Origin of the sequence: Paludisphaera mucosa (assembly GCF_029589435.1) — a bacterium.
GTDB lineage: Bacteria > Planctomycetota > Planctomycetia > Isosphaerales > Isosphaeraceae > Paludisphaera > Paludisphaera mucosa.
Genome location: NZ_JARRAG010000002.1, coordinates 208,616 through 224,336 on the forward strand (window position 1 = coordinate 208,616; position 15,721 = coordinate 224,336).

At 72.2% G+C, this 15,721-nt stretch carries 14 protein-coding genes; 10 read left to right on the forward strand and 4 right to left on the reverse strand.

Annotated features, from left to right (window positions below):
• Nucleotides 1-56: 56 nt before the first annotated feature.
• Nucleotides 57-968: a deoxyribonuclease IV gene (locus tag PZE19_RS10335; protein ID WP_277860534.1), complete on the reverse strand. Its 912-nt coding sequence runs from the start codon at nucleotides 966-968 to the stop codon at nucleotides 57-59.
• A gap of 136 nt (nucleotides 969-1,104) precedes the next feature.
• On the opposite strand from PZE19_RS10335, the gene PZE19_RS10340 reads away from it, so the two are divergent.
• From PZE19_RS10340 to PZE19_RS10355, 4 genes are all read left to right on the forward strand, one after another.
• Nucleotides 1,105-1,575, forward strand: a complete 471-nt coding sequence (locus PZE19_RS10340) for a hypothetical protein (RefSeq protein ID WP_277860535.1) — start codon at nucleotides 1,105-1,107, stop codon at nucleotides 1,573-1,575.
• A 161-nt stretch (nucleotides 1,576-1,736) separates the two neighbouring features.
• Nucleotides 1,737-3,155, forward strand: a complete 1,419-nt coding sequence (locus tag PZE19_RS10345) for a 30S ribosomal protein S1 (RefSeq protein ID WP_277860536.1) — start codon at nucleotides 1,737-1,739, stop codon at nucleotides 3,153-3,155.
• A gap of 123 nt (nucleotides 3,156-3,278) precedes the next feature.
• Nucleotides 3,279-3,635: an HPF/RaiA family ribosome-associated protein gene (locus PZE19_RS10350; RefSeq protein ID WP_277860537.1), complete on the forward strand. Its 357-nt coding sequence runs from the start codon at nucleotides 3,279-3,281 to the stop codon at nucleotides 3,633-3,635.
• 233 nt (nucleotides 3,636-3,868) lie between these two features.
• The gene (locus tag PZE19_RS10355; RefSeq protein WP_277860538.1) at nucleotides 3,869-4,825 is read left to right on the forward strand and encodes a zinc-dependent alcohol dehydrogenase family protein; all 957 of its coding nucleotides are present in this window, start codon (nucleotides 3,869-3,871) and stop codon (nucleotides 4,823-4,825) included.
• Here PZE19_RS10355 and argC read toward each other — a convergent pair.
• Both argC and PZE19_RS10365 read right to left on the reverse strand, forming a co-directional pair.
• A complete protein-coding gene (gene argC, locus PZE19_RS10360) occupies nucleotides 4,817-5,836 on the reverse strand; it encodes an N-acetyl-gamma-glutamyl-phosphate reductase (protein WP_277860539.1) in 1,020 nt (339 codons plus the stop codon). The genes PZE19_RS10355 and argC overlap by 9 nt on opposite strands.
• Before the next feature lie 26 nt (nucleotides 5,837-5,862).
• Nucleotides 5,863-8,418 (reverse strand): putative glycosyltransferase family protein, encoded by a 2,556-nt coding sequence (locus PZE19_RS10365; RefSeq protein ID WP_277860540.1) that lies wholly within the window; start codon nucleotides 8,416-8,418, stop codon nucleotides 5,863-5,865.
• A 268-nt stretch (nucleotides 8,419-8,686) separates the two neighbouring features.
• On the opposite strand from PZE19_RS10365, the gene PZE19_RS10370 reads away from it, so the two are divergent.
• From PZE19_RS10370 to PZE19_RS10395, 6 genes are all read left to right on the forward strand, one after another.
• On the forward strand, nucleotides 8,687-8,887 hold the full coding sequence (locus PZE19_RS10370) for a carbon storage regulator (RefSeq protein WP_277860541.1): 201 nt from the start codon (nucleotides 8,687-8,689) through the stop codon (nucleotides 8,885-8,887).
• An 84-nt stretch (nucleotides 8,888-8,971) separates the two neighbouring features.
• Nucleotides 8,972-10,138: a glycerate kinase gene (locus tag PZE19_RS10375; RefSeq protein ID WP_277860542.1), complete on the forward strand. Its 1,167-nt coding sequence runs from the start codon at nucleotides 8,972-8,974 to the stop codon at nucleotides 10,136-10,138.
• Nucleotides 10,131-11,096, forward strand: a complete 966-nt coding sequence (thiL, locus tag PZE19_RS10380) for a thiamine-phosphate kinase (RefSeq protein ID WP_277860543.1) — start codon at nucleotides 10,131-10,133, stop codon at nucleotides 11,094-11,096. The genes PZE19_RS10375 and thiL overlap by 8 nt, the downstream gene beginning before the upstream one ends.
• Nucleotides 11,093-11,602 carry a tRNA (adenosine(37)-N6)-threonylcarbamoyltransferase complex ATPase subunit type 1 TsaE gene (gene tsaE / locus PZE19_RS10385; protein WP_277860544.1) on the forward strand — a complete coding sequence of 170 codons (510 nt, stop codon included), beginning with the start codon at nucleotides 11,093-11,095 and terminating at the stop codon, nucleotides 11,600-11,602. Before thiL ends, tsaE begins: the two co-directional genes overlap by 4 nt.
• Complete coding sequence (locus tag PZE19_RS10390) at nucleotides 11,599-12,861, forward strand: alpha/beta hydrolase family protein (protein WP_277860545.1); 1,263 nt, start codon at nucleotides 11,599-11,601, stop codon at nucleotides 12,859-12,861. The genes tsaE and PZE19_RS10390 overlap by 4 nt, the downstream gene beginning before the upstream one ends.
• Nucleotides 12,862-13,244: 383 nt before the next feature.
• Nucleotides 13,245-14,570: a BaiN/RdsA family NAD(P)/FAD-dependent oxidoreductase gene (locus tag PZE19_RS10395; RefSeq protein ID WP_277860546.1), complete on the forward strand. Its 1,326-nt coding sequence runs from the start codon at nucleotides 13,245-13,247 to the stop codon at nucleotides 14,568-14,570.
• A gap of 17 nt (nucleotides 14,571-14,587) precedes the next feature.
• Here PZE19_RS10395 and PZE19_RS10400 read toward each other — a convergent pair whose 3' ends face one another.
• Nucleotides 14,588-15,700 (reverse strand): MlaD family protein, encoded by a 1,113-nt coding sequence (locus tag PZE19_RS10400; RefSeq protein ID WP_277860547.1) that lies wholly within the window; start codon nucleotides 15,698-15,700, stop codon nucleotides 14,588-14,590.
• Between the last annotated feature and the right edge of the window lie 21 nt (nucleotides 15,701-15,721).

Genomic DNA, 15,721 nt, shown 5'->3' on the forward strand with positions numbered 1-15,721 from the left:
GTCCAGGGTTTCAATGTCGGGCGCGGGTCGGCCCGGCCGCGGCGGGTCGCGTCGGCTCACGACGCCAGCAGCCCGCGCAGGACCCGCCGGTTGCGCGCGTCGAGATCCTCGCCGTCCTCGACCCCCTTGGGGGTCTCCAGGATCATCGGCAGGCCCCGCAGCCGCGGGTCGTTGAGGACGAAGCGGAAGGGTTCCAGGCCGAGCATCCCGACGCCGATCCCCGCATGGCGATCGACGCGGCTGGCGCGCTCGCGACGGCTGTCGTTGAGATGCAAGACCCGGACCAGGTCCAGGCCGACCGCCCGATCCAGCTCGTCGAAGGTCCCATCGTACAAATCTTGGACGTCCAGGGAATAGCCCGCCGCGAAAATATGGCAGGTGTCCACGCACACGCCCAGGCGCGAGCGTCCCGCCGTAAGTTCGAGGATCGCCTGGAGATGCTCGAAGCGATGGCCCAGGCAGGTCCCCTGCCCCGCGGTCGTCTCCAGGTCGATCGTCACCGCCAGGCCGGCCGTCTTGGCGATCACCCGGTCGAGCCCCTGCGCGACCCGCCGCAGCCCTTCCTCCTCGCCGGCGCCGACGTGCGCCCCCGGGTGGACCACCAGGTCGGCGATCCCCAGCCGCGCGCAGCGCTCGACCTCGACCGCCAGGGCGTCGATCGACCGGTTCCACAGGACGTCGTCGGGGCTCGCCAGGTTGATGAGGTACGATGCGTGTGAAATCGGGTCGACGACCCCCGTCTCGGCGAGCGCCGCGCGGAAGGCGTCGGCCTGGGCGTCGGTGATCGGCGGGGCGTTCCACTGGTTGTTGTTCTTCGTGAACAGCTGGACGGTCTCGAAGCCCACGGCGTGCGCCGCCCGGACGGCGCGGTCGTAGCCGCCGGCGATCGACATGTGCGCGCCCAATTTGAGACCGGGCGCGGCCGGGGCCGCGGGCTGGGGAGGGGTCGGCTTCGGCTTTCGCGGCATGCGACGGGTCCGGAAGCGGAAAGGGGCCGAATCCGCGACGTTCCCCGCGGAGCGTCCCTTGCGGATCGGGCCGATCCCCTCCTACAATGCATTATCCTGCCGACCTGTCCAGGGCGAGGGGCGAGGGTTCTACACTATGGCATGGCTGATCGGAGCCGGCGTCCTGCCCGTCTGCATCTTCGCCGCGTGGTGCATCCTGCATCGCCCGCTGCGGATTTTTTTCGAAGATCTGCACGTCGACCAGGCCCGCCTGGCGTTCCGCCGCCGCCGCGAGCGCCTTGAGGCCGAATTCGTCGCCAGCCTGGGCCGCTTCGACCGCGACGAGGGCCTGCGCTGGGACGACGCCCAGTGGCACGACGAGGTCCTCTGGGCGCGCGACCGCCAGACCCGGCGGTTCCTCGCGCTGGTCTGCGTCCACTTCGAGCCCGACCCGTTCGAGACCCCGCAGGTGCGTCGCCACGCGACGGCGGTCTTCGAATTCCACAAGGGCCGCTGGCGGGCCGAGGGCAAGCGCCTGGACCAGGTGCGGCCCGACGAGGCCGTGGGCCGGAACCGCCGCTACGAGCCCGTCGCGGTGGTCCACCCCAACCCCCGCCGGGTCGGCTGAGGGGCCCCCCGCCGCCGCGCCGGACGGGGCCGCGCCTTGGCTCGATTCCGCCGACTGGATAGGCTGGGTTCGAGCGACCCCGCCGAGGATGCGCCGGATTCGCCCGCGATCGGCCGACGTCCCACTGTCATGTAACCGCCCGAGAAGACGGACCTGATCCCATGCCCGACGAACCGACGAACGCCTCGATCACGCCCGGATCGCCCCCCAAGCCCCCCGCCGGCCCCGAGCGCGCCCCGCTCGCGCGGGCCTCGCGCGACGCGGCCGTCGACGAGGCGATGGAGGCCGCCATGGGACGCCCGACCGCCCCCCCGGTCGCCGAGGGCCCGCTCAAGAAGCAGTGGGACGCCGAGCTGGAGGCCGAGCTCGAGGCGGCCCTCAGCGGCTTCGACCCCAAGGCGTTCGACGTGGCGACCCCCGCCCGCCGCCCCCGCGCCGAGCGGCTGCCGGCCGACGGCCGCGACCGCGGCCAGGAGGGCCGGCAAGGCCAGGGCCCGCGCATGGGCAAGGTGATCTCCGTCCGGGGCCGCAGCCTGTTCGTCGACCTGGGCGGCAAGAGCGAGGGCGTCGTCCCGCTCGACCAGTTCGTAGGCGAGGTCCCCGCCCCCGGCTCCGAGATCGAGGTGGTCGTCGACCACTTCGATCGCTCCGAGGGGATCGTCCACCTCCGCCTCAAGGGGTCGGCGATCGAGGCCGACTGGAGCAACCTCCGCCAGGGGGTGATCGTCGAGGCCAAGATCACCAAGACCGTCAAGGGGGGCGTCGAGGTCGACGTCGACGGCATCCGCGGCTTCATGCCCATCAGCCAGATCGACCTCAACCGCGTCGAGGACGGCGCCGACTACGTCAACCAGAAGGTCAAGGCGATCGTCACCGAGGCCAACCCCCGCGAGAAGAACCTCGTCGTCTCCCGCCGCGAGCTGCTCGAACAGGAGCGCGCCGAGCTGCGCGAGAAGACCTGGCTCACGCTCGAAGAGGGCCAGATCCGCGAGGGCGTCGTCCGCTCGGTCAAGCCCTTCGGCGCGTTCGTCGACGTCGGCGGCGTCGACGGCCTGCTGCCGATCGGCGAGATGAGCTGGGTCCGCGTCGCCCAGGTCGAGGACGTCATCCGCGCCGGCGACAAGGTGCAGGTCAAGATCCTCAAGATCGACCGCGAGGCCCGCAAGCTCACCTTCGGCCTCAAGCAGCTCCAGAAGAACCCCTGGGACGACGCCGAGGACAACTATTCGCGGGGCGCGACCCTCACCGGCAAGGTGACGAAGATCATGGAGTTCGGCGCGTTCGTCGAGCTGGAGCCGGGCGTCGAGGGCCTCATCCACGTCTCCGAGCTCTCCCCCAACCGCGTCCGCCGGATCGCCGACGTGGTCCAGCCCGGCCAGGAGGTCGAGGTCCGCGTGCTCAAGGTCGAGGCCGACGTCCGCCGCATCAGCCTGTCGCTGATCCCCCTGCCCAAGGACCAGGTCGTCGAGGAGGAGGCCGAGGACCCGGACGCCCCGCCGCCGCCCCCCAAGCCCGAGCGCAAGGTGCCCCTCAAGGGGGGCCTGGGCGACCGCGACCCCTTCCCCAAACTGGGCTCGTGAATTGCATGATCCTCCTCGGGGCGTCGCCGGGGCCGTCGCTTGAATTCGGCCCCGCGTGACGTACCCTTGACAGCGGAGGGCCGTGCGAACCCCTCCGCTCCGAAGGCAGCGACTGCGAGGTGTATGATGCAGATCCAGGTCACGACGGACAATCACATCCACGGCGGCGAGCGGCTCATCGCGGACATCAGCGAGGGCCTCCAGGGCGCCCTGAAGCGATACGACCACCAGATCACGCGCGTCGAGGTCCACCTGGCCGACGTCAACGGCCCCAAGGGTGCCGACAACGACAAGCGCTGCCTGATCGAGGCCCGCCTCGCCGGCCACCAGCCGATCGTCGCCAGCCACCAGGCCGCCACCGTCGACGAGTCGGTCGAGGGCGCCTCCGACAAGCTCTTCCGCGCCATCGAGACGACCCTCGGCCGCCTCCACGACGCCAAGGGCCACAAGACCTCCGCCGGCGGCGACCAGGTCATCTGACCGGTCTTGAAGCGAGGCTAAACGTCCTCCTCCCCACGTGGGAGAAGGTGGCCCGAAGGGCCGGATGAGGGGGACCCCAATCGTGGGGTACTCGGACTTCGAGGGCGATGCGGCCTCGTGACATGCGCAAGGTCTGGGTCGGATGAAGGGCCCCTCATCCGGCCTTCGGCCACCTTCTCCCACGAAGGGGAGAAGGCCGATCCGCCCGGACTCCCTCGGCGTGGGTGGTTCGCATGGTCGTCCATCCCGCGTCCAACGAGGCTCTGTGGTTCCGCCGCTTCGGGCCGCCGGTGGACGTGCTGGAACGGGAGACGTCGGAACTCCCGCCGCTCGCGGCCTGTCGCGTCCGCGTCGCCATGACCGCCGCGGCGATCAACCCGTCCGACCTGATCCCGATCACGGGGGCGTACCGACACCGGGTCGTCCCGCCGCGGGTCGCCGGATACGAGGGCTGCGGGATGGTCGTCGCCGCGGCGGAGGCATCGCTCGAGGGCCGCCGCGTGCTCCCCCTGCGGGGCGACGGCACGTGGCAACGGTTCGTCGACGCCGACCCGACGTGGCTCGTGCCCGTCCCGGACGACATCCCCGACGATTTGGCCGCGCGGGCCTACATCAACCCCCTCGCGGCGATGCTGATGCTGGAGCGCCAGCCCGTCGCCGGCCGTCGCGTGCTGCTGACGGCCGGCGGATCCGCCTGCGCACGGTTGCTCGGCGCGTGGGCCCTCGCCGCCGGCGCCCGCGAGGTCGTGGCCGTCCACCGCTCCCCCGCGCACGCCGGGTCGCTCGCCGCACTGGGCCTGATCCCGATCCGGCAGGATGACCCGGCGCTCGCGTCGTACGCGGCCAGGGCCGACGTCGCCTTCGACGCCGTCGGCGGCCCGATCGCCGACGCGATCCTGGCCGCCATGCCCCGCGACGCGGCGTTCGTCTCCTACGGCCTCCTGTCCGGCGAGACCTTCCGCCCCCGTGCGGATGGGGCGAGCATTCACCGCTTCCATCTGCGCGACCGCCTGGAAGGCGTCGACCCCGCGACCTGGCGGGGCTGGTTCGAGCGGCTCTGGCCGTTGCTCCGCGCCGCGGACCTGCCCGACGTGCGCCGCTTCCCGCTCCGCGACTGGCGCGGGGCGCTGGCGGCGTTCGAGGCGTCGGGCCGATCGTTCAAGCCGATGTTGATGCTGGGGTCAGAATAGCGCGGTGGCCTCGGGCGCGCCCAGCATCAGGTTGAGGTTCTGGACGGCGACGCCGGCCGCCCCCTTGATGAGGTTGTCGAGGCACGAGAGGATGAGGATCCGGCCCCGGACGACGCGGACGGTGATGTCGCAGAAGTTGGTGTACGCCGAGTCCTTCGTCGCCGGCAGGTGGGTGACGACGCGGACGAACGGGCTGTCGGCGTAGAACGAGCGGTACAGCTCGATCAGGTCGTGCTCCACGGCCGTCCCCAGCGGCTTCGCGTAGATGGTGGCGAAGATGCCGCGGTCCATCGGCACGAGGTGGGGCGTGAAGATCACCTCGACGGGGTCCCCGCCGCCCGAGGCCGTGGTGAGGATCTGGTCGATCTCGGGCGTGTGGCGGTGGCGGCCGACGCTGTAGGCCGAGAGGCTCTCGTTGCACTCGGGGAAGTGCGTGTTCAGCTTCGGCGAACGCCCCGCGCCCGAGACTCCGCTCTTGGCGTCGATGACGATCCCGGTCCGCTCGATCAGCCCCTCCGCCACGAGCGGCGCGAGCCCGAGGATGCTCGCCGAGGTGTAGCAGCCGGGGTTGGCGATCAGGGTCGCCGACGGGATTTTTTGGCGGAACAGCTCGGGCAGGCCGTAGACGGCCGAATTCAGGCCCTCGGCGTCGGTGTGCTCGTGGCCGTACCAATCCTCATAGACCTGGGCGTCGTCCAGCCGGTAGTCGGCGCTCAGGTCGATGACCTTGACGCCGCGCTCGCGGAGCGACGGCGCGATCGCCATGCTCGCCGTGTGCGGCAGGGCCAGGAACGCGTAGCCCGCGCGCTCGGCGATCCGGTCGGCGTCGAAGGGCTCGCAGGCCAGGTCGATGCGCTTCGTCAGCCCGGGGTGGAGCGCGTCGAGCCGCTCGTCCTGGCGCGAGGTCGCCACCGCGACCTTCACGCCCGGGTGCCTCAACAGGATCTGGATCAGCTCGCGGGCCGCGTACCCCGAGGCCCCCACGATCGCCGCGCCGACAGGTTCCGCCACGTCTCGATCCCCTCTCCGCTACCGGGTCAGTCCGCCGCGGGCCGGGCGACTCGACGCCCCCGCCGCGATGCATAAAGTATCGCCAAGCCCCAGGCCGTCCAGCAAGCTCCCGAGGCCCAAAGCCCCTGGCGGACGTCGGCCGCGTCGTACCGAAGCCGCAGCACAGCCCCCGGCCCCGGCGCGGCGGCGAGCCCGATCCGCATCCAGGCCCCGCCCCCCTTCCCGACCCGGAACGCCGGCCCGATGTTCGCGGGCGTCTCGCGGCCGCCGTCGACCACCACGGCCAGCCACTGGGGGTCGTACAACACCGAGACCAGCACCGGCCCGGGCCGGGCGACGCCCTCCAGCGCGATCTCCCATTCGACGGGCGACCTCGACTCGGCCTTCAGCGGCCGGGCGCGGTCGAGCGCGTCGAGGACCGGCCTCGGGTCGCCGTCCCAGTCCTCGGGGACGTCCGAGGCCGGCAGCCAGGCGCGGGGGCCTTCGGCCGCCGGCCGGACGATCTGGAACTCGTCGGCCCAGGCCTGGCGGGACGGGTTCCAGTCCGCGCCGAAGAGCCAGCGGGCGAGGTCGGGGTCGGCGATCGACTCGACCGTCCCGGGCGGCTCGGCGTTCCGCATGCGCATCGCGGCGACCTCGATCGGGTCGAGCAGGCGCAGACCCGCGCCGGTCGCGCGGAGGGCGCGGAGGACGGCGTCCCGGCCGGGCCCGGCTTCGAGGGACCCTCGGGCGACCGTGGCGAGCGGCGTGAGCGCGGGCAGGTCGAGCGTCCGGTAGGCCTGCACCGGGGCCAGGCCGGCGGCCATGGGCAGGTTGCGCAGGGGGTCGATAATCCGCGTGCCCCGCGGCTCCTTCGCCAGCCTCGCCAGCACCGGGCTCTGCTCGCCCAGCGGCCGGAGCGGGCCGACGTCGACCAGGCGATGTCGCCCCAGCAGCATCAGGTCGACCGCCGTCAACGCGACGAGGACGATCGGCGCGTGGGGGTGCAGCCTGGGCACGCACGCCAGCGCCGCGACGGCCGCGAGGATCGCCAGCGTCCCCGCCAGCTCCGCGCGGTAGATCTCGAACCGGCGCTGCTCGAACGACCGCGCGTCGCGCGGGGCCGTCTCCCGGCGATATCCCGCCCGTTCCAGGGCCGGCGGGATCAGCGGGTCGGTCGAAGGCCGCCGCGCCAGGCTCGCCACGCTGCGAAAGTCGGGATCCCCCTCCCAGGGCCGGATCCTGAAGGCCCGCTCGTACAGGTCGGCCGCGACGCGACTCCCCGAAGGCGACGTCGACCAGAGCGCCAGCTCGACGAGCCCCACGGCCGCGCCGATCCACAGGAAGGCGAGCACCGCCAACGGCAAGAGGCCCCGCGCGGGCCGCTCCCACGTCCGCCAGCGATCGACCCCGAGGCCCGCCAGCATGGCCAGCGCCAGCGACATCGGGAGCCCCCAGCGGGCCGGGGCGCGGAAGAACGAGAAGCCGGGCAGCCGGATCAGCCACCCGAATCCCGGCACGTACGGCCCCAGGCTGAGCACCAGGCAGACGGCCGCCAGGACGGCCAGGCATCGCACGGCGGCATCCCGTCGGGCCTCGCGGACGACGACCAGCACCGCCAGGAACAACGGAGCGATCCCGACGTAGGCCAGGTATTCCTCGGGCGAGGTGTGGAACGGGTCCCAGACCAGCGGTCGCCACAGCGGCGAGCGGTGGAACAGGTTGGGCGCGGCGAGGCTGACGAGGTGGAAGGGCGTCGCGGCGAAACCCGAGAGGTATTCGTAGTCGCGACGATCGGCCGCGAGCCCCGCCAGCCGGGCCGTCGGCCAGACCTGCGCCGCGGCCATCGGCAAGACGACCGTCAGCCCCAGCACGACCAGCCCGGACCGCCCGGCCGCGACGCCGGGCGTCCGTCTCGCCGCCCTTTCCAGCAGCGTCCAGGCCGCTATGACCGCGACCGTCGCCTGGGTCATGAAGGCGACCTGGAAATGTCCCGGCAGCACCTGGATCGCCAGCACGACGGACAGCAGGAACAGCCTGCGGGCCGTCCCGGGCCCTTGATCCTTCAGCAGGCCCCACACCAGCCCCCAGGCCCAGGGGAGCCATGAGCCCGTCGTGTATCCCCAGGGGTGCGGCATGTGGATGACGAAGAATCCCGACGCCGCGAACGCGAAACCGGCCAGCCCCGCCCCCAGTCGGCCCGCCCCGAACTTTCGGGAAGCCCAGTATCCGCCCAGCCCTCCCCACAGGGTGTGCAGCAACAGGCTGGCGACGTACGCCCGCTCGACGCCCAGCAGCCCGTAGAGCACCAGGTGGGGCGGATAGAAGGCCCCCATCTGGCTCTCGCCGACGCCCGGGAAGCCATAACCCCAGAGGTCGTTCCACACTGGGATGCGGCGTTCGGCCAGCGAGGTCGCCAAAACGCTCATCAAACCGAGGAAGAACTGGGTGACGTCGCCCCCGACCGGCATGGCCGTTCCCAAACTGAAGGGGAAGAGCCAAACGAGAAGCGCGAGGATCACCACGACCGCGACGACCGGGCTCCGGGGCGCGAACTCCTGCGCGGGTGCGCCGACCGGGACCGCCTTCGTCGCCTCTGCCACGCCTGGTCGACCTCTCGCTGCAGGTAACTTTTGCAAATCTCCGGGCGATCTTACAGAAATCCGGCTTGACCGTCACGGCCCGGGCGACCTCGGAACCTCACGGAGGCCTAGTTTGGGCCGAAAATCCGGCCTGGCCGCGAACTCGCCCAGCCCATACCGGGTCTTGGCACGGGAGGTGCTTTTACTCAAGCCATCGAGCCCCAAGCGTGAGGAGACGCCGGGCTCACCGGCGACCGAAACCGATCGAATCGAACATGGAGGATAGATCATGCTGGTCCTGAGCAGGAAGTTGGGCGAGGTCATCCAGATCGGGTCGGACATCCGGATCGTGGTCGCGAAGATCGACGGCCACCAGGTGCGCATCGGCATCGAGGCCCCCATGAGCGTCTCGATCAAGCGCCAGGAGATCTGCTTCGAGCTGCCGAACGAGCGCGAGGCCGATCGGCTCATGCAGGCGGTCGGCGCTTGACGCTCCCCCGCCCGGCGCGCCCACACTGGGGAGGATGACGAGCGCCGACCGGTCGGCCTCGCATCCGACTCCGGGTGGGCGTCGATGCGGATCGTGATCGCTCCAGACAAGTTCAAGGGGAGCCTGACGGCCGCCGAGGCCGCCCGGGCGATCGCGCGAGGCGTGCACGCGGCCGACCCTAAGGCCGATGTCGTCGCCGCGCCCATGGCCGACGGCGGCGAGGGGATCGTCGAGGCCCTCGTCGCGGCCACCGACGGATCCTTCCGCGAGATCCGCGTGACGGGCCCGATGGGCGAGCCGATCGCGGCGCGCTACGGCCTGCTCGGCGACGGACGCACGGCCGTCGTGGAGATGGCGAAGGCCGCCGGGCTGGTCCTCGTCCCCAAAGACCGTCGCGACCCGCTCCGGGCCACGACGCGGGGCGTCGGCGAGTTGATCCTGGCCGCGGCCGGCACGGGCGTCCACCGACTGATCGTCGGCATCGGCGGCAGCGCGACCAACGACGGCGGCGCGGGGCTGGCGCAGGCCCTCGGCTATCGCCTGATCGACGCCCAGGGCCGCGAGATCGGCCCCGGCGGCGGCCCGCTCGCGGACCTCGACCGCATCGAGCGCGACGGGGCCGCGCGCGCCCTGACGGGCGTCGAAATCGCCGTGGCCTGCGACGTGACCAACCCTTTATGCGGCCCCTCGGGCGCCTCGGCGGTTTACGGCCCCCAGAAGGGGGCGACGCCGGCGATGGTCGAGCAACTCGACCGCAACCTCGCCCGGCTGGCGGAGGCGATCGAGCGCGACCTGGGCGTCGCGGTCGCCGAGATCCCCGGCGCGGGGGCCGCGGGCGGCCTCGGCGCGGGGCTGGTCGCGTTCGCGGGCGGCCGTCTGGAGCCGGGCATCGACCTCGTGATCGAGGCCGTCGGCCTGGCGGACAAGCTCCGCGGCGCCGACCTCTGCCTGACGGGCGAAGGGTCGCTCGACGCCCAGAGCGCCTTCGGCAAGACGGCCGTCGGCGTGGCGAGGCTGGCGCGCTCGCTCGGCGTCCCCACGTTCGCCCTCGTGGGCTCGATCGGCGAAGGGGCGGAGCAATGCCTCGCGCAAGGGCTCGACGCCTACTTCCCCATATGCCCCGGCCCCATGAGCCTCGACGACGCGATGGCCCGGGCCCCGGACCTGCTCGCCCGGGCCGCCGAGCAGGCCGTGCGCGGCTTCCTGGCGGGAGTCCGCCCATCGTCGAAGCGGATTCACGTCCATGAGTGAACAACCCATCACGGGCGAATTCGGCCTGATCGAGTGGATCCGGGGCCGGCGGCCGGCGCTCACGCCCGAGGACGGCGTCTTCGGCGACGTCGGCGACGACTGCGCGACGGTCGGCTTGCGCGAGCGGCTGACGCTCGTGACGACCGACATGCTGATGGACGGCCGCCACTTCCGGCTCGCCGAGGTCGGCCCCGAGGCGGTCGGGAACAAGGCGATGGGCGTGAACATCTCGGACGTCGCCGCGATGGCGGGCGTCCCCCGGTTCGCGACGGTCGCCGTCGCGCTGCCGCGGCGGGACGCGGTCGCCGTCGGCCAGGGGCTCGACGCCGGCCTGCGACGCATGGCCGACCGCTTCTCCGTCCACATCGTCGGCGGCGACACCAACGCCTGGGACGGCCCGCTCGTCGTGTCGGTGACGCTCATCGGCGAGGCGTCCCCGCTGGGATCGCCCGGCCGCTCGCACGCGCGCGTCGGCGACGCGGTCTTCGTCACCGGCCCGCTCGGCGGCAGCCTGTTCCGGGGCCGCCACCTCCGGCCCGAGCCCCGCGTCGCCGAGGCGGCCGCCCTGCTGAGGGCGACGACGCTGCACGCGATGATCGACCTGTCCGACGGCCTCTCGTCCGACCTCGGCCACATCCTCGACGAGAGCGGCGGCCTGGGCGCGGTGCTCGACGCCGACGCGATCCCGATCCATCCCGACGCGATCGACATGGCCCGCGAGGACGGCGTCCCCGCACTCCGGCACGCGCTCGACGACGGCGAGGACTTCGAGCTGTGCTTCACCGTCCCGGCCGACGCGGCCGAGGCGATCGTGAACGGGCCGCCCGATGGGGTCGTTCTCCACCGCATCGGGACGATCGTCGCGACGCCCGGCGTCCGCCTCCGCGGGTCCGACGGCCGAATCACCGCGGTCGAGCCCCGGGGCTTCGACCATTTCCGGGGGCCCTCCCCCCCATGAACGTCGCGCGCGACGAGGACGGCCTGCGGATCGAACTCGACGGCGAGGCCGAGACCGACGCGCTCGGCCGGGCCCTCGCCGCCGTCCTGGCGCCGGACACGGTCGTCGGCCTCGTCGGCCCGCTCGGGGCCGGCAAGACCCGGCTCGTCCGCGCGATCGCCGAGGCCCTCGACGTCGACCCCCTCGCCATCGCCAGCCCGACGTTCGTGCTCATCCATGAATACGAGGGCGCGATCCCGATCTATCACTTCGACGTGTACCGCCTCACCTCCACCGCCGCCTTCGACGACCTGGGCCCGGCCGACTACTGGACGGCCGGCGGGATCTGCCTCGTCGAGTGGGCCGACCGCGTCGCCGCCGCCTTGCCCCCGGACGCCTGGTGGATCACGATCGAGCCGGTCGACCCCGCCCGCCGCGCCGTCCGCCTCGCCGCCCCCGACGACGCCCTCGAACGCCTCGCGAACCTCCTCACGCCCCCTTCCGACGCACCGAAGGACGGACCATGACGTACCGCGCGCCGAAGCTCGCCACGCCGACCGTGATCCTGATGCTGGGAGCCTTCCTGACGACGGCGGGCGCCGAGGACGGCGCTCCCGCTCCCGCGCCGGACGGGCCCCGGCCCAACCTGGTCGGGGCGTATGGGCCCTGGTTGTCGGACAAGGTCCTCGGCGACGGGCCGGCGCGGCTGTCGTTCCGCACGGGGCGCTGGAGGACGCTCGACGAATGGCGGAAGGTCGGCCGCGAGCGGACCTGGGAATGCCTCGCGCCCGTCGACCAGGGGGGCGTCCCGGAGGTCCGCGTCGAGGAGTCGCGGGAGTACGACGGGCTCCACGTCGAGCGGCTGTCGTGGCAGCTTCCCGGGGGGCCCCGGACGGAGGCGGTGTTCCTCAAGCCCGCCGGCGCGACGGGGCGGCTGCCCGCGGTGCTGGGGCTGCACGACCACGGCGGCAACAAGTTCCTGGGCTGGCGGAAGATCGCCCGGATCGACGAGACGCTCTGGCCGATCCTGGTCGACCACCACGACCAGTACTACGGCGGCGTCGCGTGGGCCAACGCGCTGGCGAAGCGGGGCTACGCCGTCCTGGTCCACGACACCTTCCCGTTCGCCAGCCGCCGCGTGCGGGTGGCCGACGTCCCCGAGCGGATCCGCGAGGACGGCGTCGACCCCGAGCCGACCGACGCCGAGGGCGTGAAGCGCTACAACAAGTTCGCCTCCGCCCATGAAGACGTCATGGAGAAGGGCCTCCTGAGCGCCGGCACGACCTGGCCGGGCGTGTACGTCGTCGAGGACCAGCGGGCGCTGGACGTCCTGTGCGCCCGCGCCGACGTCGACCCGGGCCGGGTCGGCTGCGCGGGGCTCTCGGGCGGCGGCATGCGGACCGTCTACCTCGGCGGCCTCGACGACCGGATCCGGTGCGCGGTGGCCGTCGGCTTCATGACGACCTGGCGCGACTTCATCCTCAACAAGTCGTATACGCACACCTGGATGGCCTACGCCCCCCTGCTCCCCCGCGACCTCGACTTCCCCGAGATCCTCGCCCTGCGGGCGCCATCGCCGACGATGGTCCTGAACGGCAGCGAGGACGGCCTCTACACCCTCCCCGAGATGCGCCGCGCCGACGCCATCCTCCGCGAGACGTTCGCCAGGGGCGGCGCCCCCGAAGCCTACGAGGGCAAGTTCTACCCCGGCGGCCACCGCTTCGACCTGGAGATGCAACGCGACGCCTTCGCCTGGTTCGACAGGCACCTCAAGGACGCGAAGTGACCGGGCGATCCGGCCTCGACGTCAAAGGATGAAATCACCCTTCTCCCACCGGGAGAGGGATCCGGCTCTCCCTAATCGCCCGAATGAGAGTATGGTTACTCGGGAGTCTAAACCGTCCGATCGAACGCAGCGGCAAGCCCTCACGACGACGCGAAAAGGGGAGAAAATGAAAAAACCGCGGCCGACGAAAACCCCGAAAAGCCGGCCTTAAACTACCATCGAAATTCACCTTACGTCCGATGGCTTTGTTGGTCTCCGATGCGAATGAAGCCGATTCGAAGCCGATCTCGCGGGGCCTCGCGAACGGCCCGAGTTGGAACACCGAGGGGCGGGCGGGTATCGTGGTCGGTGAGATTCCCCAACCCTCGGCGGCTCCGATCCTCGTGACGCATCAGCAAGACTCCGACCTGTTCGACGTGGCCGTCCTGGGGGCCGGCGCGGCCGGGCTGGTCGCGGCGGCGCGGGCGGCGGAGTGCGGGGCGAGGGTGGTCCTGCTGGAGAAGAACCGCAAGCCGGGCGTGAAGATCCTGATGTCGGGCGGCACGCGGTGCAACGTCACCAACGCCCGGGGGCTGCGGCGGCTGGAGGCGGTCTCGGGGCCGGTCGACCCGGGCTTCGACCCGAAGCTGCTGCGCGGCGTCCGCGCGATTCAGGACGCCTTCGGGCCGGGCGGGCCGTTCCTGGGGCCGTCGCTCCGGAAGTTCGACGTCGACCAGAGCGTCCGGCTGTTCGAGGCCGAGGGCGTGGCCCTGAAGGTCGAGGCCAACGGCAAGCTCTTCCCCGTCTCCGACCGCGCCGTCGACGTCCTGGAGGCGCTCCTGAGACGGTTGGGCCGATCGGGCGCCGAGGTGCGTTACCTGAGCCCGGCGCGGTCGGTCGAGCGCGTCGAGGACGGCTGGCGGATCGCGGCGGGCGATGGACATATCCACGCGCGAGCGGTCGTCCTGGCGGTCGGCGGCCGGTCGTTCCCGGGGTGCGGGACGACGGGCGACGGCTACGCGATCGCGCGGGCGCTCGGGCATACGATCGTCGACGTCCGGCCCGCGCTGGTCCCCTTGCGGGTGGTCCCCGAGTGGGTGCCGACGCTCCGGGGACTCAGCCTGCCCGACGTCGTCGTCTCGGTCCACGGCCCGTCCGGCCCGGCGCTGGCGCAGCGGCGTGAGGCGGTCCTGTTCACGCACACCGGCCTGAGCGGGCCGGCCATCCTGGACGTCAGCCGGGCCGAGGCCCGCCGCGAGGGCGAAGAGCGCCTGGAGCTGCGGATCGACCTCCGGCCCGACGAGTCGCGCGAGGACGTCGACCGGCGGATCCAGGAGGCGGCGCGGCGGGGCAAGGCCGGGATCGCCTCGATCCTGTCGGCCGACCTTCCGCACCGCCTGGCGGAGTGCGTCCTCGACCACTGCGGCGTCCCCCGCTCGCGGACCGGGCCCGACCTGTCGCGGCCCGAGCGGATCCGCCTGGTCGCGGCGCTCAAGGGGCTGGCCCTGCCGATCGCGGGGACGCTGGGCTTCGAGAAGGCCGAGGTCTCCAGCGGCGGCGTGGCTCTCGACGAGGTCGACCCGAAGACCCTGGAGAGTCGCCTGGCGCCCGGCTTCCACCTGGCCGGCGAGGTGCTCGACCTGGACGGCCTGATCGGCGGGTACAACTTCCAGGCCGCCTGGAGCACCGGCTGGCTCGCCGGCGAGTCGGCGGCGCGGCCGCCGGGGTGAGCCGGGGCGGACGCGGCTCAGCGGCCGCCGCTGAGGGCGCCGCGCGAGATCGCGCCGGGGTCGCGTGAGACCTTCTCGGCGAAGTCGCGGAACGACGCCAGGGCCACCCGGAGCTGGACGAGCGCCTGATTGGCGGACACGGCCATGGCGTTGAAGTTGTCGTACAGCTCGGACTGGGTCAGCAGCCTCTGGATCGAGCCCGACGTGTTGAGCCCGCCGCGGCCGTTGCGGAGGGTGTTGGAGAGCAGCTCGACGTCCGAGGCGATCCGGTTCACCCGCCGCACGGTCTGGCCGAGGTCGGTCGCCGGCGTCTTGTCGACCGGCGCGCCCAGGTCCTTCATCAGCGGGGCGGCGTCGGCGAGCGCCACGTCCAGCCGCCCGGCGGCCGAGGAGAACTTGGCGATCCCGGTCTTGAGCGCGTCCTGGGTGGCGGGGTCGAGGGTGGAGTTGAGGCGGTCGGACGCCTTCTGGATGTTGGCGAGCGCCTCCTTCACGGCCGTCTGGTTCTCGTCGACGAAGGTCCGGATGCCGGTCGAGGCGGACGAGAGGTCCTTGCCGGTGGTGTTCCAGGTGGCGAGGAATTCGTCGAGCTTGCCGGCGCTCGACGAGAGCTTGGACAGGCCGGCGGCGGCCTCCTGGATCGTCTTGAGGGTGTCGCCGGCGCTCTCGAAGACCTTGGTCGCGGCGGCCAGGGCCTTGGACGGGTCGGCGGCGACCTCGCCCTCGATGATCGGCGCGGTGGCGGGGGTGGTCGAGGTCTCAAGCAGGCCCTCGCCCTCGCCGGGGAGCAGGTCGACGGTGACGTCGCCGATCAACGACCGGGTGAGGCGGGGGATCGAGCCCTTACGGAGCTTGAACCGGCTTTCCAGGGCGATCGTCACGAGCACGCCGTCGGGCTGGTTGGGACGGTCGTCGAAGTCGATGCCGACGACCTCGCCCACGCGGATGCCGCTCTTGCGCACGGCCACGCCCTGGAGCACGCCCGGGGCCTCGGCGTAGTGGACCTTCAGGAACCCGCGCTCGCGGAGGATCTGGGGGGACTCGCCGAACCAGACCACCAGCATCGTTAGCACCAGGCCGGCGACGATGACGAACATGCCCAGCCGAAACTGCATGACGCGTTCATTCATGAGCACCCTCGACTTGCTACT